Below are 21435 nucleotides of genomic sequence, written 5' to 3'. Positions count from 1 at the left end.
TAACAAGTTAGATGGTCTTTTGCGTTACGCTTTGACGGTATACAAATCACCCAATACATCGGTCACTATCTCGCTGAACGAGTGGAACGACGCGTCGCCGATGAGTGACGTCATCGCGTCTTTTACGACTGCTGCGTTCGTCCAATCGGAAACCTCGGTCGTCTCGGTATAAATGCGAGTGAACTTCTTGCCTTCCTGTTTCCCCGATTTCCAAAACGAGATGTTCTTCGCTTCGAGTGCCTCAAGGAGTGGGAGACGTTCGGCGTAGTCAATCGGTCCGACTTCTACATATAGTTTGAGACGTTTGCTACCTTTCCGTTCAAACCAGATAATCAGTCCGTAGTTGAGCCAATAGCGATTCAACCGGTCCATCTGTTCTAAGTGAGGCAACCAATCGTTCATGACGAAGTTCGGTACGCGAGTGTGCGCGGAGTAGGTTGTAATCGCCTGCTCGTTCACAAATTCGAGAAACGCTTGGTGGACGATGTTGCCGCCGGTCTTAAAGATGTAGTCGATGGTTTGTCGCTTGCGATTATAGATGAGCAGGAGATGTCGTTTCGTCTCCGCATCGAACGTCTCGAGTGTTTTGACCGCTTGCCGCAACTCTATTTGTTTATGCTTCGCCGGATTGGCGTTCGCATACAACAAATGGATCGCGGAGGCGTAGTCTTGATACAGCTCGAGCGCCGTGTTCATCGTGTCCTCGTCATCGACGAGGCGTTCCTCGAGGAGCGCGATATAATACGTTAAAAAATCGTAAATGTTGTCGGCAATCGTCGCGCGGTTCAACTCGAGTTCTTGCGTGATCATCAGACGGACGTCCTCATAGTCGAGGAACCAATAGTCGTCGTGGGACGGTGCATCACTCGACAGCGTCAAATAGACCGGTAAGATGCTTCGATTCGGGAATGTCTTATGGACGTGGTCAAAATAATGACTCAGTTGGCCGGCCGACTCGCTCGAATGAAACTTGTTTTCGATGAGTAGCATCAAGTTCAGTGATGGAATATCAATCAACAAGTCGATAGCGCCATTCCCGGTCCACCATTCGCGATGGACCGTGACGTCCGAGAGGGGGGCGTGAAGGAATGGTAAATAGTCGATGCCGACGATCTTTTCTTCATTTTCCGGCTTCGTGATTAAGTTCATCAGTACTTTCCGTAAAAAGAAGCTACCGAGCCGATGGTTTTCGTTCGGGTCGAACAGCCAGGCGAGAACGTTCGAGTGACGGATCTCGTACTGATCGACGCGGAGTACTTTGAGCGGATTGAATTGATGAAACTGTTGGTGGAGACGGTTGAATTCGGTCGAATTTTCGAGTTATAAGATGGTGTCGAGTGAGTAAGTCATAAAAACTCCTTTATCATCAATATTCACCGCTAAGCTTCTTCCATTCTTGCTCAAGGTGGGCATCAACTGCTTTCCAGTCGTACACGTCTTTCCCGAGCACATGCTTCAGTTCTTGCATTGAGGCGAACGCGAAGCGGCTCCAGGCGACGTAGTTCAAACGCGTCGCAAATAAAATCGGGACGTTGCCACTTCGGATGTAGGCATCCATTCCATCAGTCAGGCATAGCGCACCGTGGCCGACGAGCAACATCTTCCGGAGCGGCGGTTTATTGCCGACGGGAATCGAGGCGAGCCAGCCGTTCTTGTGATAAAACAGGCTCTTCAATCCCCAAAGTAGGCGGATGACGAGTTCGTTGAAGACGACCGGTACCGCCATCGCCACACCGTGACGTGCATCATAGCCACTCTCGAACACTTTCGTCGAGAAGTCGGCAAACGAGAGTGTCTGTCCTTTATGCGAAACTTGTCCAAAGTCGGCGAATTGAAACAGCTCGAAAAATGGGAGCGGGATTCCGGCGCCGCGACGACCGTTGTCGTGACCGCGCACACCACTCGACCCTGATACGTCAGATAAGAGGTGACCGAACCAGTTGGCAAACCCAGCGAACAGTTTGGCTAATAGATTTCCACCTTGTAACCGCTGCGAACCGTCTTCTTTTGGTTCGAGACGAAGCAGTCGGCCGTCCGAGACGAAGCTCGCCTTGCCCGTGAACTGATCCAAAATCGAGAAGAATAAGCCGATGATGTCCGGTGCGTGGGCGAGCGATTTCAAATGGTGGTCCGACGGACGCATATTCAGTGTCGCTTCGCCCATCGTCAAATCCTGTGCGTAACGCGCGTCATAGTTCACTTTAAAACGGCGCTCCAAAAAACCGATGGCGCTCGCAATCGAATCCGGTTGCTTGCGGAGGCGGGCGCCGTTCTTTTTGTCTTGTTTCCAGACGAGATTCGCAAACTTGATGACGACGTTGTCGACTTTCTCATCCGACCAACTCCGGAGTTTGCTGTCCGTTGGGGAACCGACGAAGAAACTATCAATCAATCCAGCGACAAGACCGCTGAAGGACGCGATCATGTAATCGTAGCGGTCACATTCCGCTTCCTTCAGCAAGAACTCTTCTTTGAATGTTGTCGCCAAATCATGTCGCTGTCGTGCCGTCAACAGATGGGCGAACGGGTCGTCGAGTCCTGTCACGTCATGCCGTGTTGCGTATGACTCGAGCTTCGTTAAATAGAGCTCCCACGATACGTCCGAGACTTGGACTGGTTCGAGATCGTCAAACGTCGGGACGGTTAACGGCGCCAGCTGAGGTGCTTCTGTCTGTGGGGCCTGTCCATTCATGAGCCGCATCATGTCCTCGAATAAGTTGTCGAGCGCTACCGATTGAGCGTCCTGCGTGTCTTCAAGTCGATTCAAGTGTGAATTGATGTCACCTAAACGTTGCTCAGCCTGTGCGGCTTGATGTTGCTGGACGAGTAACGCCTTTGCCTTATCAATGATGTCTTGATCGGATCGTTTCATTTGTCACCGAAGACGTTTTTGACAAGACGCTTCGCCCCACCCGTCACTTCAGCCAGACCGCCGCCGGACATTTCGAAGTAGCCGATTGCTTGGAACGATTCATGTAACTGTTCCAATTCCTCTAGGGTGAGCGTCTCTTTCAAGACGAGCTCTTCCTCGGAACTGAACGTCAAATCATCGAGCTGAATCGGTTGCGGCGAATAACACGCATACACATAGTCGCGTAGTTTTTGATACGTCGGTTTCGACGTCAACTCGTCTAAGCGAACGGTACTCAGTTTCGGAGGCAGTTGCGTGATGATTTGTTCTTTTTGAGAGTGGACTTGTTTGTCGGCACTGAACTGGGCACTCTGACTGAGCATCTGCAACATGTTCGATAGCTGGTTGATTTTCTCCGAGTTGACGTTTCCTTGTTGAATCGCGACAACGAGTCGATTCGAGATTTCATTGATGTCCTCGAGCAGACAGTTGAGCGTTTGCTGGGTGTTGCGGATGATGGCCTGCAACATGAACTCGCGTTGTTTGTTGTTCTCGATGTCTTTCATGCCCGTGATTTTTTTCAGACCTTGGTACGTGCCGACTCCGATGACGACCAACACTCCGATGCCCGTGAACATGCTCGAGAAGCCGAGCAGCCCACCCATACCGAGCGAGGCCAGACCAGACGTCAATCCGGCCGCACTCAAGCCGACGACCGAACCGGATAAGTAAATGGCTGTGAGTGGTACACCGACCGCGGCGGCTTTTGCCGCCAAGTCTTTCATCGATTTGGCGATCTCTGAGTCGTTTTTGCGGAACGTCAAAATATCCTCGTCGCTTTGGATGGCGCTTGAGATGAGTTCGATTTCTTCGCGCGAGATGTAGAGAACTTCTTTCAACTCTTCAAGAAACTTGTTCTCGAACCAAGCCGAAAGTGGACGCTTCAGTTTGAAGAGGTAAAGTAGGTCTTTAAATAACGATTTCTCGACGATGGAAAAATCGATGGTCGTCGACAAATCGCGTAACTCGTCAATCAACGCGATTGTCGGTGTATGTTCGTCTGGATTGCTCAAGTAGCCGCGAAGTTGCAACCGATAGTCTGAACTGAGATGGATGCGGGTGACGAGCGACATCAGTTCGCTATACTCTTGGGCGTCAACCTGTTGATCATCGACGAACGTGAAGTTAGCCAAGACCTTTAAATAGGTGAGCTTATACGTTTCCGGCAAGTCGGCGAGCGGTGTCACTTGCGAGACGTTGACGAGTTCGTCTTCTTTATCTTTTAACGCTGCAATCCCGTTCAATAGTTCGACGACGCCTTCGACGTTATACGTTGCGAGTTTGTCGGACAGGCTGTAGTCATATTGCTCGGTGTGCATGACGATGTGAAGTTTCTCTTTTCGCTTATCATTTTTATACGTGACTTCGCGGTCCAAATCGACGCGCTGTAGATCTTTGTAGTAGACGCAAATCGGTTTTTCGAGCAACGGTTTGAAATAGAAGCGGTCACCCAAAAACAGCATGCCTTCTTTGCCGCTTTTGAAGAGCGTTGAATCATACAAGACGACGACGTGTTCCGGGAGCGCATCTTCTGCATAATTTTTAATGGCCCCGTTCAGTTTTTTATCGGGTACGTTCGGTGCGATATGCGTACCATCACCAAGTAAGGTGTGGGCGTATTCTTTCAAATATGTATTAATGTTCATCAAATATCACCTTCCATATATTGTTTATAAAGTTATTATATACTTATAGAGAATGGCAGGTAGGGAAAATATTCTAGCTGGTAAACAACGATGCGAGGAGCGGCTATGGTGAAGATGATGATGTATCTGTTGATTGTTGGATTAAGCGGAGGAGTGGCCGTACTCTTGTTCAGGACCGGACGTGCTACAAGACTCGTTCATCGGGCTTTGCGGCGAGAACTTCAAACGATTCACTACGAATTGAAACAGGCGGAGCATCATCCAGGCCGACAGTTTCAGCTCCTCGACCCGGTGTATCGAAAAGTCGTGTTTCAAGTCCACCCGAAAGTGAAGATGAAGCGGACCGAATTGGAGCAAATGGTAAGCGATGAGTTAAATCGGTTGATTAAAAACAAACGCTCGGCCATCTTGTCTTCGGTGACGGTGATAGGGCGAAGCGCGTTGGGGTTGATGATGTTGAGCATCAGTTTGGTAGGCGGATATGCGGCCTATCATGAGGCGCAAATGTTGAATTGGCCTGGTTCAACGCAAGTGGCGAGTTCATCGGCCACTATTCTCGACGAGACGTTCGAGCTGCCGACGCAAGTCGCATCACCAGAGGAGCTTGGTCAGGCCCTCGCCTATCATATGAGTCAATTCGATGAAACGTTCAGCATCCGCTATATTGGCAAAAGTCGAGACTTTGAACACACGATGGAAGAAGCGTGGGACTGGCTTGAAGCGAATCATATTTACGTGTTCCGCTTATCACGCGGCGGTGAGACCGAGTATCGCGATTATGGTGGTTATGTCGATTTGGACGTCGGGTTGGCTTACGATATGAACATCGAGGAAGCAAAACAGATTGAAGCGAGAGTCGACCAAGTCGTCGCGGAGATGCCGGTCGGGTTGAGCGACTATGAAAAAGTGAAATACATAAACGATTATGTCGTCCTAAACACGGCCTACAATTTAGACAGCCAAGCGAGTCCATATACGCCGTACTCCATCTTGTTTAATGGGGAAGGTGTGTGTGAAGGATACGCGTTGACGACGCTCTTGTTGTTAGAAGCCGCGGGGGTGGAAGCGAAGTATATCTCTGGCGAGGTCCAGACCGGATTACACGCATGGAATCTCGTGAAGCTTGACGACGCTTGGTATCACTTGGACACGACGTGGAACGATCCCGTCCCGAATCGAGTGGGTGAGGTCGGCTACGATTATTTTTTAGTGTCCGATGAGACGCTTCAGAAAGACCATACGTGGGAGATTGGAGAGTATCCAGCTACTGCAATAGCTGATTACTAATAAAAAGACCGTAATTTTCATCCTCCAATACCGGATGAAAATTACGGTCTTTCTTAAGGGATACTGGGTAACGAGATATGGCTTCAATCGGGCCAGTTAAAGCGACTCTTGCCACTATTAAAATCTTTTTCAATTAACTTTAAAATTTCAGTGTCAGATTCATACATACTTTTTGTGGTTATATTATTAGAGTCCAAATTTTTGATTTTAACAATTTTGAAGTCTAAGAAGTCACTGTCTTGCATAGCATATCCTTCATTAGTTCTACTTACAGATCTATAAAATACTTTGTAAGGTAAAAAGATTTTATAGTTTCCAATTTTATAAATCTCCGAGCTTTTTGTGTCTTTTTGAAATTTCAATTCGTACATTTAAATCTCCTCCTCACGAAATAAATTGATAATTATTGTTGATGCCTTTAGTCGTATATTAGGGTCGGCTTCGTCTAATAAGTTAATCAGAGTTTGTTTAGCTTTTTGGAGATCTGTAATTGTAAAATTTAAAGTAGTATCTCTACTGTCACCGTTTTGTCCTTCGTGCATGTCGTCAAGTTCATCATCTTCTTTATAATCTTTATAGATAAATTGCTCAAGTTCAGATTCCTCAAATGTCCCTCGGAATTTTGATATGACTTTTTTGTTATTAATAAAATTCCTCATGACCTCATTTAATCGGTTTGCTGGAATCATTGAAGTCCATAAAATTTTTCTTTGATGGCATAATCCGATTTTAGGAATTGAATCACCAATATTTTCTTCACCCACAACGTCATCATATTCTCCAATGTACTTATAGGGTCCTACAACACCAATACAAACTAAAATGCCGAGTTTTATTAGTACAATATCTTGTTCTTGAACATCGTTCACAAAAATATTAATCGATCCGGCATGCGAACCTAAAGGTTGCCCTTCATACCCATAAGCTTTATGAAGTCTATTACGAATATCTTCTCTTGTACAAGTTGATAAATCACCTAAATTAGGCCAGCCAATTGATATAAAGTCATCTGTGTGAAATAAATATCCTCTTTCGATTCCTTGAGGTCGAGTTTTTAATTGAAAGATGTTTGGCATCAATACCCCCCTAACAATCATTTATTTAATGCAAGTGTATCAAGTGTATATCGATGATTAATGCTAGTATATATGGACGCTACTAAGAGTGTCAATTTTACAGTTTAAACTGATGTTTTTATAGTCTTTTTGGATGTGGTATATTTTTTGAAAGGAGATGAGAAATGAAATGAAGAAAATCAAATTGTATACAGATACTACTAATGTTCTGGCGTATGAGTTAGGGGCACCTGTTCATGCGTGGGAAGTAGAAAGATTTGAAAATGAACATGAGTTTGTAATTGCTTCACAAGATTATGAATTAACGAATCACAAAGGCATATTTTTAATTCGTGATACCAGTAAAATACAATGGGAAATATCTCGAAAAGCAGAAAAATGAGAAAAACAGCTCCAGCCAATTCGGCCGAAGCTGCTTTTCTCATTTCTCTACAGACGCCTTTAGCGTCACTTCTTCACCATTCGTCTCAATGACTTGTTTATACCAGTCAAAGCTCTTTTTCTTCGAGCGGACGAGCGTTCCATTTCCGGCATTATCCTTGTCGACGTAGATGAAGCCGTAACGTTTTTTCATCTCGCCGGTCGAGGCGCTGACCAAGTCGATCGGGCCCCAGCTCGTATAGCCGAGAATCTCGACGCCGTCTTTGATCGCCTCATGCATCTGTTCGATATGTTTCGCCATATAGTCGATGCGGTAATCGTCCTCGACGTAGCCGTTCGCGTCTGGCGTATCGACGGCACCGAGTCCGTTCTCGACGACGAACAACGGTTTCTGATAGCGGTCGTACAGTTGGTTCGCGGTGATACGGAAGCCAGTCGGATCGATCGTCCAGCCCCATTCCGACTTCTCGAGGAACGGGTTTTCGAGTGAGCTGAAGATATTGCCTTCGGTCGATGCGTTGATTTCCGGGTCCGTGCTCGTCGTTCGGCTCGCGTAATAGCTGAAGCCGATATAGTCGACGGTGTGCTGTTTCAACAGCTCGAGGTCGCCGTCTTCCATCTCGAGCGTGATGCCGTTTTCGTCGAGGTAACGTTTGGCATAGCCCGGGTACTCGCCGCGTGACTGCACATCGATGAAGAAGAACGATTCACGGTCCTTGTCCATCGCGTCCAAGACGTCGTCCGGGTTGCACGAGTAGGCGTACGTCTGACCGGCCGCGAGCATGCATCCGACCTGCATGTCCGGGTTGATGGCGTGTGCCGCCTTGACCGCTTTCGCGCTCGCGACGAGCTGATGGTGCGCCGCTTGATATTTCACTTGCTGTTTGTCCTCACCGTCCTCGAAGACGAGACCGGCGCCGATGAACGGCAAATGCAACAGCATATTGATCTCGTTGAACGTCATCCAATACTTCACTTTGCCGTTATAGCGGGTGAACAGCGTCTTTGCGTACGTCTCGAAGAAATCGACGACACGACGGTCACGCCAACTGCCATAGTTTTGGATCAAGCTGACCGGCACGTCGAAGTGGGCGATCGTGACGACCGGTTCGATACCGTACTTCAACAGCTCGTCGAAGACGTCGTCATAAAACTGTAGTCCGACCTCGTTCGGCTCGGCGTCGTCACCGTTCGGGAAGATGCGGGCCCATGAGATCGACAGGCGGAGCGCCTTGAAGCCCATCTCGGCGAACAGGGCGATGTCTTCTTTATAGCGGTGATAGAAGTCGATCGCCTCGTGTGACGGATAAAACTCGCCCGGTACTGGCTCGAGTGACGGCAAGTCGCCGAACATGACGTCGAACCGCTTCTTCCCGGTCGGCAACAAGTCGACCGTCGTCAAGCCTTTCCCGCCTTCTAAGTACGCACCTTCAGCTTGGTTCGCGGCGATGGCGCCGCCCCATAAAAATCCGTTTGGAAAACTCATCAAATCCATCCTTTCTAAGATAGGGGAGGGACGAACCATCCCACATTTATTCGTTGATGACGAAAATCGGTTCGCCCGTTTGGACGTGTGATGCTTTGTTCGGTGAAATCACTTTTCGGTTCGTGACGATGACCGGTGTTGTTAGCGCTCGGCCTGAACGTTTGATCGCGTCGAGGTCGAACTCGATCAACAGCTGTCCTTTCTCGACGAACTCACCTTGCGTGACGTGGGCTTTAAAGTGTTTGCCTTCGAGTTGAACCGTGTCCATACCGATATGGATGAGCACCTCAGCACCCGTCTCGGTCGTGATGCCGATGGCGTGATGCGTCGGGAAGAGGGCGGACACCGTACCTGATACCGGGGCGACGAGCTTTCCTTCCGTCGGTTCGATGGCGACGCCTTGACCGAGTGAACCAGATGAGAAGGCGACGTCCGAGATGTCTTTCAAGTTGACGACGTTGCCGGCGAGCGGGCTGAGGATCTGCTCCTGACCGACTTTTGTCGCTGATACTTCTTGTGAGACCGGTGTGATGTCTGGCTGTGGCGTCGCGGCGACCGCTTTATTGACGCCACCGAACAAGTACGTCAAGACGAAACCGACGACGAAGGCGACGGCCGTCCCGATGAGTGATCCGTAGAAGCCGGTCGTGAGCCCTTCCGGTGAGATGTTCGACGGGTATCCGAAGACGCCGAGTCCACCGATCATATACACTTGTGTACCCATGATGCCCATGATTCCACCACCGACGGCACCACCGATACAGCTCATGATGAACGGTTTCTTGAGCGGAAGCGTGACCCCGTAAATGGCCGGCTCGGTGACACCGAAGATTCCTGAGATGAAGGCCGGGATAGAGAGCGTTTTGATCTTTTGATTTTTGATGCGAAGGAAGACCGCGAGCACGGCACCGATTTGCGCGAATGAGGCCGCGAAGACGAGTGCGAGGACAGGGTCCGAGCCAAGTGACGTCAAGTTGTTGATGGCGACCGGGACGAGTCCCCAGTGCAGGCCAAAGATGACGAACACTTGCCATAAGCCACCGAGAAAGAGACCGGCGACGAGCGGGCTCAAGTTGTAGACGGCGACCGTAGCGCTACCGAGTAGCATACCGGCCCACGTCGCAATCGGTCCGATCAAGATGAACGTGAGCGGGACGATGATGAGCAACGTCAACAATGGGACAATGAACATTTTGATGACGTCCGGGATGACCGTCTTCAAGAACTTCTCAAGCTTCGCTGCGAAGAACGCCGCGACGATGATTGGGATGACCGATGTCGAGTACGTCATCAAGATGACCGGGACACCGAGGAACGTGATATGAATCGGCGACTCGAACATCGTGCCGGCGAAGACGGTGTAGAGCGGGTCACCGGCCGTGAGCGTCGATAGCGTCGGATAGACGAGCGCCGCCCCGATGGCCATCCCGATGAACGGACTGCCGCCAAACTTCTTGATGGCCGTATAGCCGAGGAAAATCGGGAAGAAGTAGAACAGCGAGTCGCCGATGGCGTTCAACAGTTGATACGTACCGGATGTGGCATCGAGCCAACCGACGGCGACGAAGAGGGCGTTGAACCCTTTGATCATCCCGGTCGCGGCCAAGACGCCAAGGACAGGGGTGAAGATGCTAGAGATGATATCGATGAACCGACTGAACAATGAGCCTTTCGGGCCGTCCTCTTCTTCGACCGGTGACTGGTTTTGGAAACCTCCGACTTCGACGACCGCTTTATACACGTCCGGGACGTGGTTGCCGATGACGACCTGGTATTGACCGCCGCTCTTCATGACGGTGACGACACCGTCCATGTTTTTGATGACTTCCGTGTTGGCCTTGCTTTCGTCTTTTAATTTGAAGCGCAAACGGGTGATACAGTGGACGACGCTGTTGACGTTCTCTTTGCCGCCGACGTGTTGGATAATGTCGCGTGCGAGCTGTTCGTATTTCATGTCCGTTCCCTTCCTTTACGTTGGATTTTTAAGTTTGCGTCAAATAAAAAACCTGACCCGTGTCAGATGAGGGACGCATGGTTACGTCTATCATCTGACTCGAGTCAGGTTATGCCCACTAAAGGTAACATTCCTGCGCAGGAGACCGTTCAGTTGTTATTTGATACTTGAAATGTAGCACCCGCCAAAACAAATGTCAACGCTTACATTTATCGTTTTTTATTTTTTTAATGGATTGTAGGGTCTGTGTATGCACGAATCAATTGAACGATGATATGAAACGCCTCATCACGACAGAAAGCTAATGCTTGTCGTGATGAGGCGTTTAGATTAATGAATTTATACTTTTTTCCGGCGCATCATAAATAAAATGACAAGGATGGCGACTAATAGTGTGATGAAGCCTGCAAAATACCAAACGGAAGAAATTGATTGTCGTTCGTTCGATTGGGTTCCAGCCGTCTCGGTGTCCTGCTCTGAAATCGACTGACTGTTTGTGAACACAGAGCCGTTACTATTCTTCACAGCTAGACTAAATGTCTCGTTTGGGAAGACGATGGTCTGCATCAATGAAGGGTCGACCGTATCGTCCGTCGCGATGACGATCATCGCTAATTCGTCGTTCCACAGTGATGGTTGAATCCATGCGTACTCCTCAGACGTCTCGGGAACGAATCCGTACTGTGCCAAATCGATCGCGTCATTGCGAGTGACGAGCCACTTCTCTTTTTGGTCTTGAAGCAAAGGTGTCGTCTCGGGGTTACCGATAAAGATGATGGATCGGGTTGTTAGTAAATCTTCGGTCACATCCTGTGCACGCACGACTTCGATTTGACCACTAAGCGGTGTTATGGGAAGACCACTCATCACGTTCGCAACGCTGGATAGCTCCATTGTGCTGTTACCGTCTGGCACAACTAACACAATGCCTTCACCGGTCGTAAAGAGGCTCGCCATGTTTAAAAACGCATCTTGACTAGACGTACTAGCACTTGAAGGCAATGTGACACGGCTGTCGTCTGATACATAAATCCAACGGTCGGTGTCGCTGCTCGTGCAAGGGCCCTCGGATCGAAGTCCGTTCGCTTCAAACGAAACATCAAGAAACGTCGACCGCTTAAGCGTGTCTGTATCGACTTGAATGGCGTGTTGCTGCCACTCCGAATCCTTTTGAATGTCGTTTAACGGAATCGAGTACGGTACGCCATTGATCCAAGCAGTGAAATCAGTCATGACTTGTTCTTCTGTATTCACGCGAAGGTTGTCGGATAACTTGAACATAACATCGAGTGTTACATTCGAGTCGTCGCCAAGTGCAGGGAGGGGGTAGAAATAGTTTGGGCTGACCGCTGCACTTCCGCTCAATAACAAGTTTGATGCCCCAAGTGAACGGAGGGGCACGACAGCTGATGTATCTTGTTTCACGGGACTACTCGTCAAGACTAGCGATTCCCCATTCAATTGCTGTCGTTGTCGCTCAATGAGCAGATGATCAAGCGTTCCTTCAAACGATGCAGCCTCTTCCGCAAGGATGAACATCGCATCAGTCGAAGCTTTACCTTCAATCAAAGATGCCCGTTTCAGTAGTAGTCCTTCAGATGGCACGGGAGTATCGAGTCGTTTAATTAACGCACCAACGACATCTGTGAAACCGCCGGCCTCTCCAATGAACACGTAGCGCCCGTCAAATGTCTCGAGCTGTCGTTCATATTGAATCGAGACATTATCGGAATCTGTGGCATCTCCTTTTAATTGGCGATATAGCAACAAACCGGCTTCAAGCGTTTGTGCATTCGGTTCGTTTGGTACGACAATCGTCAATTGATCGTTAAACGTCTGTGTGAAAGGATTTGGATAATCGTTTAGCGTCAGACTCGCTTTGTTGCCGAGAGAGACAAAACTAGACGGACGTACAGTGAACCAGCTGCCTGTCGTGTTGCCAGTATCGCACATCCGTCCTCGGAGGATACCGGTATACCGAACGGTTACCTCATGTGTCCCTTTTGTCAACTGTTCACGTTTGAGTTTAATTTGAAGATTTCCTTCTGATGTATCATTTGTCAAAGCGATTGATTCAACAGGCTCGCCATCGATTTCGACTGTTAGGGCCGAAGGTGGAATCAATAGTTCCGAGTGTGACCAATCAAGTGATAATTTTTTTGAGGGATCGGGTGACTCGTCTGTCAATATTGTATACGTATAAGTACGTGATGATGTCTCGCCGGGCAAGACATCATCGGTCGTCGTCAACATCCTTTCACTCGTTGCTCCCGTAGAAATGATTGGGATTGGCGAAGGAAGGTCGCTTTTGGCTTGGACTGGGATTGCGGTCATGAGCAGCGCTGTACTGACTAAAGATGGGAGTAATGGTTTCATAGGTTCGTCCTTTCAACCGAATCGGTCTGTTTTGTACCATTTTACTTCTTGATTAAATAACACACGTTTTAATTCTAAATACAGAGAGTAAATCACGAGTACAATCCATAATTGGCTGTACGTGAAGTACATAAAGATAACCGTAAAGAAGTTTTGCGTATTGAACTCAGATCGTTCGATGCTGAGCGTCACGAACACTTCGGTGACAAATAACAAAAAGGCGAGGATCCAGAGCACGAGCGTAATATTTCCAACCTCTAACCCGATGTCGACAAAAAGATTGATGACGAACAGACTGTTTGATAGGATGACGCCGAAGAAAAATAAAAAATACGTAAAGAAGAAATAAAAGATATCAAAAATAATCTTTTTTCGTTTCAGTGTAAAGAGTTGTTTCATGAACTTTAGCACGACGTATTGATTACCTCGAGCCCACCGCGTGCGTTGCTTCCACCAAACGGATAATGTCTGCGGTTCTTGTTCCCACGTGATAGCAGCAGGGAAGAAACGGATATGCCAACCTAACTCATAGACACGAATCGTCAGCTCGGTGTCCTCGGCTAACGCTTGTTCATCCCATCCACCGAGTTCCTCGATGATGGAGCGTCGAATCGCAAAATTTGTTCCTGGGATTGTGGCGATGTTAAACCACTTCCACCGGCCGGCTTGCGCCATCCACTGAAAACAGATGGTTTCGATATTGATAAGTCGGGTCAATAACGTCTCGTACGCGTTGATGACCCGAAATTTGCCAACAACTGCACCGGCTTTCGGGTCATTCAAGAGTCCCATGACGAGATGATAGACCCCGTCTTTTTCGGGTGTGTTGTCCGCGTCATAGACGACAAGTACATCTCCGGTCGACTTGGATAAACCGAAGTTTAGTGCGGATGACTTGCCTTTACCAGCAAACTCCGGGGTCGTTTTGACGACATGAATGAAGGCATGTTCATCGGCAAAACGTTGAGCGATTTCTCCGGTTCGATCCGAGGAGTTGTCGTTAATCAAGATGACCTCTAGTTTATCTTTTGGATATTCAATCCGGGCCATGGCGCGAAGTGTCGCAGCAACTACAACTTCCTCGTTGTGGGCCGGAATGAGGACAGAAACTTTTGGTAGATCTTGCATGCGTGCCGACCATTCTGGGATGGGATTGCGATACGTCATGAAGTGCCAAAATCCACCTTGCATCAAAAACATATGATAGAGGAGCATGGTCCAAATCATAATGAGCGAAAAGATAAATAAACCGTTCGCCATATTTAATCACGCTCCTTGAACAGTCGTTGCTTACGTTGAGAGCGTAAGTATAAGGTGTACGTCAAAAATGCCATCACAGCGAAAAACGTGATGAGTGCAAGACCCATCAACATCCTCTCAAAAAAGGAGGTGGGTAGGAACGTATGGAATTGTTTCATGAAGAAATTACGTTCATCCTGTAGTATGAATCTCGCATCGTTAGTACGGATGGAGACATCTTCTGTCATGACACGCTCGTTTTGGGCTCGTAAATCGAGCCACTTGAAACCAGGCACCGATTCCATCAAATCGACGACGTCATCGACATATTCCATACCGATATACGGATGATAAAACGCACCGAGCACCGACTCGCGGACGAGAAGCATCTCATTCATCGCACGTCGCATCTCGTCAATCGGTCGTTGGATATCGGTCCGGACGTAGCCAATCGTCTCCGGGTAAAGTGTCATCCCGTTCAACAGGGCGGGTCGAGACACGTATGGGGTTGAACCCATCACCTGCCAATTTGTATTGCTCCATTGCACTTGGCCGAAGACGTTCGTGAATTGTTCCGCCGTCACGGCATATCCGGAGTGAGACATCGTATAATGTGGTGCCTCAAAGCCTAGGGGGTGAAGCCCTAGTGATACGAGCTCATGAATCGAACGCGTCAATTTGGTACGAATATAGTTCGCTTCATCTTCAAGTAATGGCTCTAAATAAGTAAGGTAGGCCTCTTCGCTTGGAAAAGCCTCGCGGCCGAGTAATTGAGGCGGATTCTCTGTTGATGGGACGAAAACAGGTTGATTGTTCTCAACATCCCAAAACTCAAACCCTTCACCTGTTTCCGAAGAACGATATTGATGGGTATATCCATGCGCGAGAACGGACGCGCCACGCGCTTCGAGTTGTCGTAAGACGTCGACGAGTTCTTTGCGATCACTTAGTTGAATTCGTTGACCACTTTCCTCATCGGTATAGACTGGAATGACGGCAAGTAAAATAGGTACGCCCCGGTCCAATAAACGATTTCCGACCGCTTCTACAAGTGCGGGGTCAGAGCTCGGATTAATGTCTTCAAGACGCAAGTATCCGGTGTGTCCGTCGTTCGCCTCGACAGAGAAGAAATCGAATAATGTGTCTGCAAGCAAGATTGAAGAAGGGCTGAGCAGGTTGTCAATCCCGGCATAGAAGTGAGGACCAGTCTGAACGATGACCGCCGTGGCCTTACCGTTGCGCATAAGACTCGCGTGAACAGATAATGCGTCACCCTCGACAGTCGTGATGACATCGGCCAGTGGGAACGTCACAGTCTCGTCTGTACGGGATTGATAAAATTGAGATGCGCCAGCGACACGAGACATATCGAGTTGTGCGAACATCGTCAACTGAGTCGCATTGTGACCGATAGCGTAAACCGGCACGTCAGCCGCCTCAATTTCCTCGCGTACTATATCTGGGATAGATGTGGTCGACAGTCCGTAGTAGAGGACGGAGTCGACTTGTGCGAGAGTCTCCGTGTCTACGTCAATATCACGGACCATCATGATTTCGTTTGAGAATCGGGAGACAAGCGCCTCGAGCTTATACACTTCCGGCGGGATTTCTATACTGGTCGAGCTGTAGACGATGGCGACGGTCGGTGTAGCCGCGTGTACCGTGCTGGGGAGTAGAAGCAACAAAAGGCTGAAAAACCAAATTTTATAACGCATAGCTCTTCAACTCGTTTCCAATCAGTCCGAGGATATCATCTGGAGATTCGATGTCCGAGTTCTTCTTGACCGTATAGTAGGCGATATGATTGGTGAACGTCACCGTTTTATTGGAATCTGTTCGATAGTCACCAATCATGTTGCGAAACCGTTCCGTCAAAATCGACATGTGTTCTTCGGACGCATACGGCAAGATGACTGCGAATTCCTCGTTAGACAATCGGAACTTTTTATCGGTTGTTCGTGTCGAGTAGTGTAACTGTTTACTAAAGTGCAACAAGAATCGTTCGTACTCTCGATCACCATATAGCTTTTTGAATTCGGTAAGATAATCAATTTTGTACAAAAATACGGTGAATGCTTCGCCATGGCGCTTTGTACGATCAATTTCTAATTGTAACTCAAGCATAAATCGCTCTTTGTTGTCGAGCCCTGTCTCGGCATCGATGGCGACAAGCTGGCGGACTTGATCTTGTAATTCTTGATTTTTCAGGCTCATTCTGTGTACGTTTTCATAGAGCGTTCCACTCAAGATGACAAGTCCGATGAGACAAACCCCATAATAAAGCAAAGTCACTTCCGAAAAGAGCAAGACTTGATCATTCGGTCGAAAGAACATATTCCAAAAATAGAGGCTGCCGAAACAAAAAAGGATAGCGAGCGACGTCACGAGCCCTGCCCGTATCCCTATGAACAGGCTCACCGTAGCGGCGAACATCATTAACAGCATGCTTTCAAGATGAACACTCCCCATATTTGGTGCATAAAACGCGAGAAGCGTCACGGCGATTAAAAGTAAGAAAACCTGCATACTGATTAGACTCGCTTTACGGAACGAGGTATCCATCAAGTAGTCCTCCTTCGGCTAATAATGGTAATAAATTATCAAACGCGTGTGTCTCGTTTGTCATTATATCAATTTGTCCTCCAATGTATTTTGAAGATGTGTCTGATACCGCGAGCGTCTGAAGGCGGTCCATCACACGAGTCGCAAACTCCCGTTCCCCTCGCTCGAGTAAATAAAAGACAGCGAGTGCGTAGACTGCCTGAGACTCATATTCGACCGTTTTGGTAGCTGTCTGTCGGTCATAGCGACCGTAGACCGGACCGTCATCAAATTGATTTTGGAAGAATGCGTAAAATGAATCTGTCGGCAGACCGAACTGTTCATAGCGGAGCGCGACATACGCTTGATCGATAAGGTTGATTTCTTCATCAAATGCATATGTACTCGTAGACATGTCATAAGATTTTGCAAAAAATGGACCGCTGAGCGGAGCTTCGGCTAACAGATTACGACTATTCGTGTAGAGCGATGAGGAAGGTCCCATCCATCTTAGGGCAGCTTCATCTAAATAGCTTAACGTGATGACATTGCCCGCTTCGTTTGTGTTCATGTCCACGAAATCGACGGGCAATCCATCTTTAGTGGCGATAGTTGTCAATGGGCGGGCAATCGCATCGGCGAGCTCGGCGTAGGCGGGTTCACCAAACGCATCTGACCCTTCGTACAGGGCATGTACGATGCGGGCATCGTCAATCCATGCGTTGACCGTACTCCGTTCCATCTTTCCGTCCTTGTCTTCAATGCGCCAAGCGATTAAATTCGACTTATCGAGAAAATAAGTGGATAACACATTAACTTGTTCAGCAAATTCCTCTTTTCGCTCCTGCTCGACGAGAAACAGAAGATACAGCCCAATCGACTCTGATAAAAACTCGGTTTGACGATCAGTGATATTCGTCCGAATCAATCCATCTTCTGTCATGAGAAATTCACGGATAAACGATTCAATAGGAAATTCGCTATCGTAAGGTTGAGGCGGGACAATCATTTTTTCTTCTTTTGAGCAAGAAGAAAGAAAGAGGGAAAATACAAGAAATGAAAGAATATAATAGCGCATACGACACTCCTTACTTCGATTCGACTAGAATAAATGATATGCGTTGTTCACCTTGTTTATCGGAAGCAATCGATTGATTATTAGTCAAAGAAATGAAAAGCTTACATTTTTATAGTAAGCCAGCTGTAAGTATATTTCTATAATGGATGTTTAAGTGAATCAAGTAAGTATAAACTCAACAAATATGACGGGACACAAAAGTATTTTATTATAAAAATAAATAGATTGGGGAGAAGTATATGAGACGTGAACAACATATCCGCCGCCTTGTCGACTATGCGCGGCAAGGGAACACAAGGACCTTTATTATTGGCGCCGCCTCAGCCATTGTGACAGGAACGCTCGTCCAGTACGTCTCTACATACGAGCTCGTCGTTCTCGGCATCGGGTTTCTCGGTGTCATTCCGCTGTCCATTCGTGAATGGAAACTCGGGTCAATCCGGGCCTCGTTCAATGACAATCCGACGTATCAACGGCTCGTCCGGTTGCCATTTTGGCTGACGTTATGCGGATTGGCCATGTTGTATGCGCTCTTCGGCTCGTATGATTCCGGTTCACCGGGACCATCCTTCTTCCTACTGTTCGCGGTACTCTGCCTCGTCATGTTTGGTCTCCAGCGCGCCTTCGACCGAGTCATCTTGAAACTTGAGCCGGACTATATCACCGACCGTGAGCTGCATCGCGAGTTGAAATGAAAAATGAGGTCGCCCATGATCAGGGTGACCTCATTTTTGTGTTCACAAGTATCGTTCGTTCATGACCCGGCCACGCATGGGTTTGGCGGGAGACCCGTAGGCGACGACATGGTTCGGAATGTCTTTCACGACCGTGGCCCCGGCCCCGATGACCGTGTCGTGACCGATGTGAATACCATGGATGACTGTCGCACTCATCCCGATGAACGTGCGGGCACCGATGTGGACGTTGCCACCGAGGTGGGCGCCCGGTGCAATCGATGCGAACGGTTCAAGTACGCAGTCGTGATCGACCGATGCCATCGTGTTGATGATGCTGTGCGGACCGGTGACGGCGTTCGGGTTGATGACGCTCCCTGCCATGACGGCCGTCCCTTCACCGAGCGTCACATTCTTGCCGATGACGGCGCTCGGGTGGATGGCGTTGATGAATTCAAAGTCTGGATGATGCAGTTTTATATGTTCAGCAATCCGCTCGCGCTGGACATTGTCGCCGATACCAATGATGCCTTTTTTGATAACTGTCTTCGAATCAACAAACCCCAACACTGGATATCCTGCAATGAACTTCCCTAACAGAGCTGGGCTGTCGTCATAGATTCCAGCAATTCGATAAACACCCATCACTTCGAGAATATCAATCAACACTTGTGCGTGACCGCCTGCACCAAAGATCACAATCCATTCCATGATTGGCCACCCCTTTTGCCGAAAACTGTCGAATTTTTGTCTTGTACGTTAGTTATTTCCGATTCCTCATATTTAAAACAAAACCTGAAAGAAGTTTCGAGCATAGTTTGATATCAAAGCATATTCGAGAAGCGGGTGTATCACTTCGGATCAACATGCAGCTTTATATAAATAAGAAGCAGTTGGATTTGGATTGCAAAAGCATTATCCGCATTTCCGTTTTGTTGTTTTTCGGACGGGCTATTTTCCTAACGTAATCTATATACGGAAGGAGTGCTCGCCATGCCTTTAAAACTGATGTATATCACGAACCAGCCGGAGATCGCGCTGCTCGCCGAACAGAACGGGGTCGACTGGGTGTTTGTCGATTTGGAATTGAACGGGAAAGAAGAACGGCAAGGACATCTAGATACGGTCATCTCACGCCACGCCATTCGTGACGTCAGTCGATTGCGCGCGGTCTTGAAGCATGCCGAGCTGCTCGTCCGCGTCAATCCAATCTTCCAAGGCTCGCGCTATGAGATCAATGAGGTCATCAACCGCGGCGCGGACGTCGTCATGTTGCCATACTACAAGACGGTCGACGAAGTCACGACGTTCATCGAGCTCGTCGACAAGCGGGCCAAAGTCTGCCTGTTGTGTGAGACGAGAGAAGCTGTCACCTGTATGCCGGACGTGCTCACATTAAAAGGCATCGACTACATCCATATCGGCCTGAACGACCTGCATTTGAGTTACGGACAACGTTTCCTGTTCGAGCCGCTCGCCGACGGGACAATCGAGGCGATTGTTCGACAAATGCAGGCGACGGGCATCCCGTATGGATTCGGTGGCATCGCCCGGATCGGGGAAGGGAAGCTCCCAGCCGAGAAGGTGCTTGGGGAGCATGTCCGTCTCGGTTCGTCACTCGCGATTCTTTCGCGCAGCTTTTGCAATATCGGATCGACCGGAAAATTTGACGCGAGACAGGCACAACTATTCCAAGAAGGGGTATGGAAAATTAGAGCGTACGAGCAACAGCTCGAACACGCGACACCGGAGTGGTTGGAAATGAACCGGTTGAGCCTCGTCTCGACCGTGCATGCCGTCACAACGGAAATCCAGAACCAGAAGGGGATCTTGTCATGAATTTGCTGTCTACAGGAGTGCGCTTGACTCCTGAACAACTCGCAACACTCGAACAACTCGGCTATACGGTGACGACACTCCGCGAAGAGGCGGACGTGACGGACATCGATGTCTCAGAGGTCGAGGGATTGATTTGTAACAACGTGTTCCAATATTGCCACGTCGACGATTTTGAACGACTACGGTTCGTCCAAGCCGTCAGTGCCGGACTCGATCGACTCCCGCTCGAGGAGCTCGAGGCGCGAGACATCCGTGTGTATAACGCTGGCGATACGTATGCCGTGCCGATGGCCGAATGGGTCGTCTGGCAGTTGCTCGACTTTATGAAACACGGTGCGGCGTTTCGCGAGAAGCAGGCGAATCGACATTGGGAGAAGGAACGTCGTTTACGTGAACTAACCGGCAAGACCGTCGCGTTGCTTGGGCTCGGTCATGTCGGAGAAGCAGTGGCGACTCGGCTCCGGGCGTTCGATATGACGATTATCGGCGTCGGTCATCGTGAGAAACAAGTGCCGTTCGTCGACCGTTACGTGCTGATGGATGAATTGCATGACGTGTTGGCGGAGAGCGACGTCGTCGTGATCGCCTTACCGCTTAAAGACGACACGTATCATGTGATTGACGAAGGGGCGATTGCGTCGATGAAAGAAGATGCCGTCCTATTGAATGTCGCACGCGGTTCAATCATCGATGAAGAGGCGCTGATCGCGGCGCTCGAAGACGGTAAGTTCTTCGGGGTCGCCTTGGACGTCTTTGAGACCGAGCCGCTTCCATCGGATCACGCACTCTATAACTTCGAATGGGTGTCGCTCACCCCGCACAACTCGTACGTGTCGGATCGGGTGAATGTACGTTTGTTTGAAAACATCTTCCGTAACTTGCGGCAAGAACAACTTCAGTGACATGCGAAGCTGACCGAAGGGTCGGCTTTTTTCATTTTTTATACT

General features: G+C 48.7%; 19 protein-coding genes. 6 read left to right on the top strand and 13 right to left on the bottom strand.

The genetic code is table 11. The annotated features are described in order from the left end of the window. Positions 1 to 24: 24 nt before the first annotated feature. Positions 25 to 1233 (bottom strand): PDDEXK-like family protein, encoded by a 1209-nt coding sequence (locus tag EVJ34_RS08410; protein ID WP_131485258.1) that lies wholly within the window; start codon positions 1231 to 1233, stop codon positions 25 to 27. Here EVJ34_RS08410 and EVJ34_RS15720 point away from each other — a divergent pair. Beyond that, a complete protein-coding gene (locus tag EVJ34_RS15720; RefSeq protein WP_161568894.1) occupies positions 1183 to 1326 on the top strand; it encodes a hypothetical protein in 144 nt (47 codons plus the stop codon). The genes EVJ34_RS08410 and EVJ34_RS15720 overlap by 51 nt on opposite strands. A gap of 40 nt (positions 1327 to 1366) precedes the next feature. On the opposite strand, the gene EVJ34_RS08405 is transcribed toward EVJ34_RS15720, so the two are convergent. Together EVJ34_RS08405 and EVJ34_RS08400 are read right to left on the bottom strand one after the other, a co-directional pair. Continuing rightward, positions 1367 to 2872, bottom strand: coding sequence for a hypothetical protein (locus EVJ34_RS08405; protein WP_131485257.1), 1506 nt, complete (start codon positions 2870 to 2872; stop codon positions 1367 to 1369). After that, a complete protein-coding gene (locus EVJ34_RS08400) occupies positions 2869 to 4557 on the bottom strand; it encodes a hypothetical protein (protein WP_131485256.1) in 1689 nt (562 codons plus the stop codon). The genes EVJ34_RS08405 and EVJ34_RS08400 overlap by 4 nt, the downstream gene beginning before the upstream one ends. Before the next feature lie 114 nt (positions 4558 to 4671). On the opposite strand from EVJ34_RS08400, the gene EVJ34_RS08395 reads away from it, so the two are divergent. After that, positions 4672 to 5844, top strand: a complete 1173-nt coding sequence (locus EVJ34_RS08395; RefSeq protein WP_236636677.1) for a transglutaminase domain-containing protein — start codon at positions 4672 to 4674, stop codon at positions 5842 to 5844. An 83-nt stretch (positions 5845 to 5927) separates the two neighbouring features. On the opposite strand, the gene EVJ34_RS08390 is transcribed toward EVJ34_RS08395, so the two are convergent. Together EVJ34_RS08390 and EVJ34_RS08385 are read right to left on the bottom strand one after the other, a co-directional pair. Next, positions 5928 to 6215: a hypothetical protein gene (locus EVJ34_RS08390; RefSeq protein WP_131485254.1), complete on the bottom strand. Its 288-nt coding sequence runs from the start codon at positions 6213 to 6215 to the stop codon at positions 5928 to 5930. Then, the gene (locus EVJ34_RS08385) at positions 6216 to 6920 is read right to left on the bottom strand and encodes a hypothetical protein (RefSeq protein ID WP_131485253.1); all 705 of its coding nucleotides are present in this window, start codon (positions 6918 to 6920) and stop codon (positions 6216 to 6218) included. Positions 6921 to 7089: 169 nt separating this feature from the next. Here EVJ34_RS08385 and EVJ34_RS08380 point away from each other — a divergent pair, with 169 nt between their 5' ends. Beyond that, positions 7090 to 7302: a hypothetical protein gene (locus EVJ34_RS08380; protein ID WP_131485252.1), complete on the top strand. Its 213-nt coding sequence runs from the start codon at positions 7090 to 7092 to the stop codon at positions 7300 to 7302. A gap of 39 nt (positions 7303 to 7341) precedes the next feature. Here the strand turns inward: EVJ34_RS08380 and EVJ34_RS08375 are convergent, their stop codons facing one another. The 7 genes from EVJ34_RS08375 to EVJ34_RS08345 form a co-directional block, all read right to left on the bottom strand. Then, positions 7342 to 8796 carry a 6-phospho-beta-glucosidase gene (locus EVJ34_RS08375; RefSeq protein ID WP_131485251.1) on the bottom strand — a complete coding sequence of 485 codons (1455 nt, stop codon included), beginning with the start codon at positions 8794 to 8796 and terminating at the stop codon, positions 7342 to 7344. A 37-nt stretch (positions 8797 to 8833) separates the two neighbouring features. Then, a complete protein-coding gene (locus EVJ34_RS08370; protein WP_131435739.1) occupies positions 8834 to 10741 on the bottom strand; it encodes a beta-glucoside-specific PTS transporter subunit IIABC in 1908 nt (635 codons plus the stop codon). Between the two features lie 339 nt (positions 10742 to 11080). Next, complete coding sequence (locus EVJ34_RS08365; RefSeq protein ID WP_131435737.1) at positions 11081 to 13117, bottom strand: cellulose biosynthesis cyclic di-GMP-binding regulatory protein BcsB; 2037 nt, start codon at positions 13115 to 13117, stop codon at positions 11081 to 11083. Between the two features lie 12 nt (positions 13118 to 13129). Then, entirely contained in the window at positions 13130 to 14377 is a 1248-nt protein-coding gene (locus EVJ34_RS08360; protein WP_131485250.1) for a glycosyltransferase family 2 protein, read from the bottom strand. Positions 14378 to 14379: 2 nt separating this feature from the next. Next, positions 14380 to 16071 (bottom strand): DUF2334 domain-containing protein, encoded by a 1692-nt coding sequence (locus EVJ34_RS08355; protein ID WP_131485249.1) that lies wholly within the window; start codon positions 16069 to 16071, stop codon positions 14380 to 14382. Further along, positions 16061 to 16918, bottom strand: a complete 858-nt coding sequence (locus EVJ34_RS08350) for a GGDEF domain-containing protein (RefSeq protein ID WP_131435731.1) — start codon at positions 16916 to 16918, stop codon at positions 16061 to 16063. Before EVJ34_RS08350 ends, EVJ34_RS08355 begins: the two co-directional genes overlap by 11 nt. Continuing rightward, positions 16899 to 17840 carry a hypothetical protein gene (locus tag EVJ34_RS08345; RefSeq protein ID WP_131485248.1) on the bottom strand — a complete coding sequence of 314 codons (942 nt, stop codon included), beginning with the start codon at positions 17838 to 17840 and terminating at the stop codon, positions 16899 to 16901. Before EVJ34_RS08345 ends, EVJ34_RS08350 begins: the two co-directional genes overlap by 20 nt. Before the next feature lie 374 nt (positions 17841 to 18214). Between EVJ34_RS08345 and EVJ34_RS08340 the strand changes: the two genes are divergently transcribed. Continuing rightward, entirely contained in the window at positions 18215 to 18670 is a 456-nt protein-coding gene (locus tag EVJ34_RS08340) for a hypothetical protein (protein WP_131485247.1), read from the top strand. Between the two features lie 42 nt (positions 18671 to 18712). Here the strand turns inward: EVJ34_RS08340 and EVJ34_RS08335 are convergent, their stop codons facing one another. Beyond that, the gene (locus EVJ34_RS08335; RefSeq protein WP_131485246.1) at positions 18713 to 19360 is read right to left on the bottom strand and encodes an acetyltransferase; all 648 of its coding nucleotides are present in this window, start codon (positions 19358 to 19360) and stop codon (positions 18713 to 18715) included. 282 nt (positions 19361 to 19642) lie between these two features. Between EVJ34_RS08335 and EVJ34_RS08330 the strand changes: the two genes are divergently transcribed. Then, complete coding sequence (locus EVJ34_RS08330; protein ID WP_131485245.1) at positions 19643 to 20488, top strand: aldolase/citrate lyase family protein; 846 nt, start codon at positions 19643 to 19645, stop codon at positions 20486 to 20488. Continuing rightward, positions 20485 to 21390 carry an NAD(P)-dependent oxidoreductase gene (locus EVJ34_RS08325; protein ID WP_131485244.1) on the top strand — a complete coding sequence of 302 codons (906 nt, stop codon included), beginning with the start codon at positions 20485 to 20487 and terminating at the stop codon, positions 21388 to 21390. The genes EVJ34_RS08330 and EVJ34_RS08325 overlap by 4 nt, the downstream gene beginning before the upstream one ends. Positions 21391 to 21435: the final 45 nt, after the last annotated feature.

Origin of the sequence: Exiguobacterium sp. SL-9 (genome assembly GCF_004336985.1) — a bacterium.
Classification (GTDB): Bacteria; Bacillota; Bacilli; order Exiguobacteriales; family Exiguobacteriaceae; genus Exiguobacterium.
Note: the sequence above shows the minus strand (reverse complement) of the source record. Positions and strands in the feature narration are given on the sequence as shown.

Coding starts and splice junctions, on each gene's coding strand:
- EVJ34_RS15720 (WP_161568894.1), top strand. CDS start 1,183: ATGGTTTTCGTTCGGGTCGAACAGCCAGGCGAGAACGTTCGAGTGACG.
- EVJ34_RS08355 (WP_131485249.1), bottom strand. CDS start 16,071: ATGCGTTATAAAATTTGGTTTTTCAGCCTTTTGTTGCTTCTACTCCCC.
- EVJ34_RS08385 (WP_131485253.1), bottom strand. CDS start 6,920: ATGCCAAACATCTTTCAATTAAAAACTCGACCTCAAGGAATCGAAAGA.
- EVJ34_RS08400 (WP_131485256.1), bottom strand. CDS start 4,557: ATGAACATTAATACATATTTGAAAGAATACGCCCACACCTTACTTGGT.
- EVJ34_RS08370 (WP_131435739.1), bottom strand. CDS start 10,741: ATGAAATACGAACAGCTCGCACGCGACATTATCCAACACGTCGGCGGC.
- EVJ34_RS08405 (WP_131485257.1), bottom strand. CDS start 2,872: ATGAAACGATCCGATCAAGACATCATTGATAAGGCAAAGGCGTTACTC.
- EVJ34_RS08365 (WP_131435737.1), bottom strand. CDS start 13,117: ATGAAACCATTACTCCCATCTTTAGTCAGTACAGCGCTGCTCATGACC.
- EVJ34_RS08390 (WP_131485254.1), bottom strand. CDS start 6,215: ATGTACGAATTGAAATTTCAAAAAGACACAAAAAGCTCGGAGATTTAT.
- EVJ34_RS08340 (WP_131485247.1), top strand. CDS start 18,215: ATGAGACGTGAACAACATATCCGCCGCCTTGTCGACTATGCGCGGCAA.
- EVJ34_RS08380 (WP_131485252.1), top strand. CDS start 7,090: ATGAAGAAAATCAAATTGTATACAGATACTACTAATGTTCTGGCGTAT.
- EVJ34_RS08395 (WP_236636677.1), top strand. CDS start 4,672: ATGATGATGTATCTGTTGATTGTTGGATTAAGCGGAGGAGTGGCCGTA.
- EVJ34_RS08350 (WP_131435731.1), bottom strand. CDS start 16,918: ATGGATACCTCGTTCCGTAAAGCGAGTCTAATCAGTATGCAGGTTTTC.
- EVJ34_RS08345 (WP_131485248.1), bottom strand. CDS start 17,840: ATGACAGAAGATGGATTGATTCGGACGAATATCACTGATCGTCAAACC.
- EVJ34_RS08375 (WP_131485251.1), bottom strand. CDS start 8,796: ATGGATTTGATGAGTTTTCCAAACGGATTTTTATGGGGCGGCGCCATC.
- EVJ34_RS08325 (WP_131485244.1), top strand. CDS start 20,485: ATGAATTTGCTGTCTACAGGAGTGCGCTTGACTCCTGAACAACTCGCA.
- EVJ34_RS08360 (WP_131485250.1), bottom strand. CDS start 14,377: ATGGCGAACGGTTTATTTATCTTTTCGCTCATTATGATTTGGACCATG.
- EVJ34_RS08330 (WP_131485245.1), top strand. CDS start 19,643: ATGCCTTTAAAACTGATGTATATCACGAACCAGCCGGAGATCGCGCTG.
- EVJ34_RS08335 (WP_131485246.1), bottom strand. CDS start 19,360: ATGGAATGGATTGTGATCTTTGGTGCAGGCGGTCACGCACAAGTGTTG.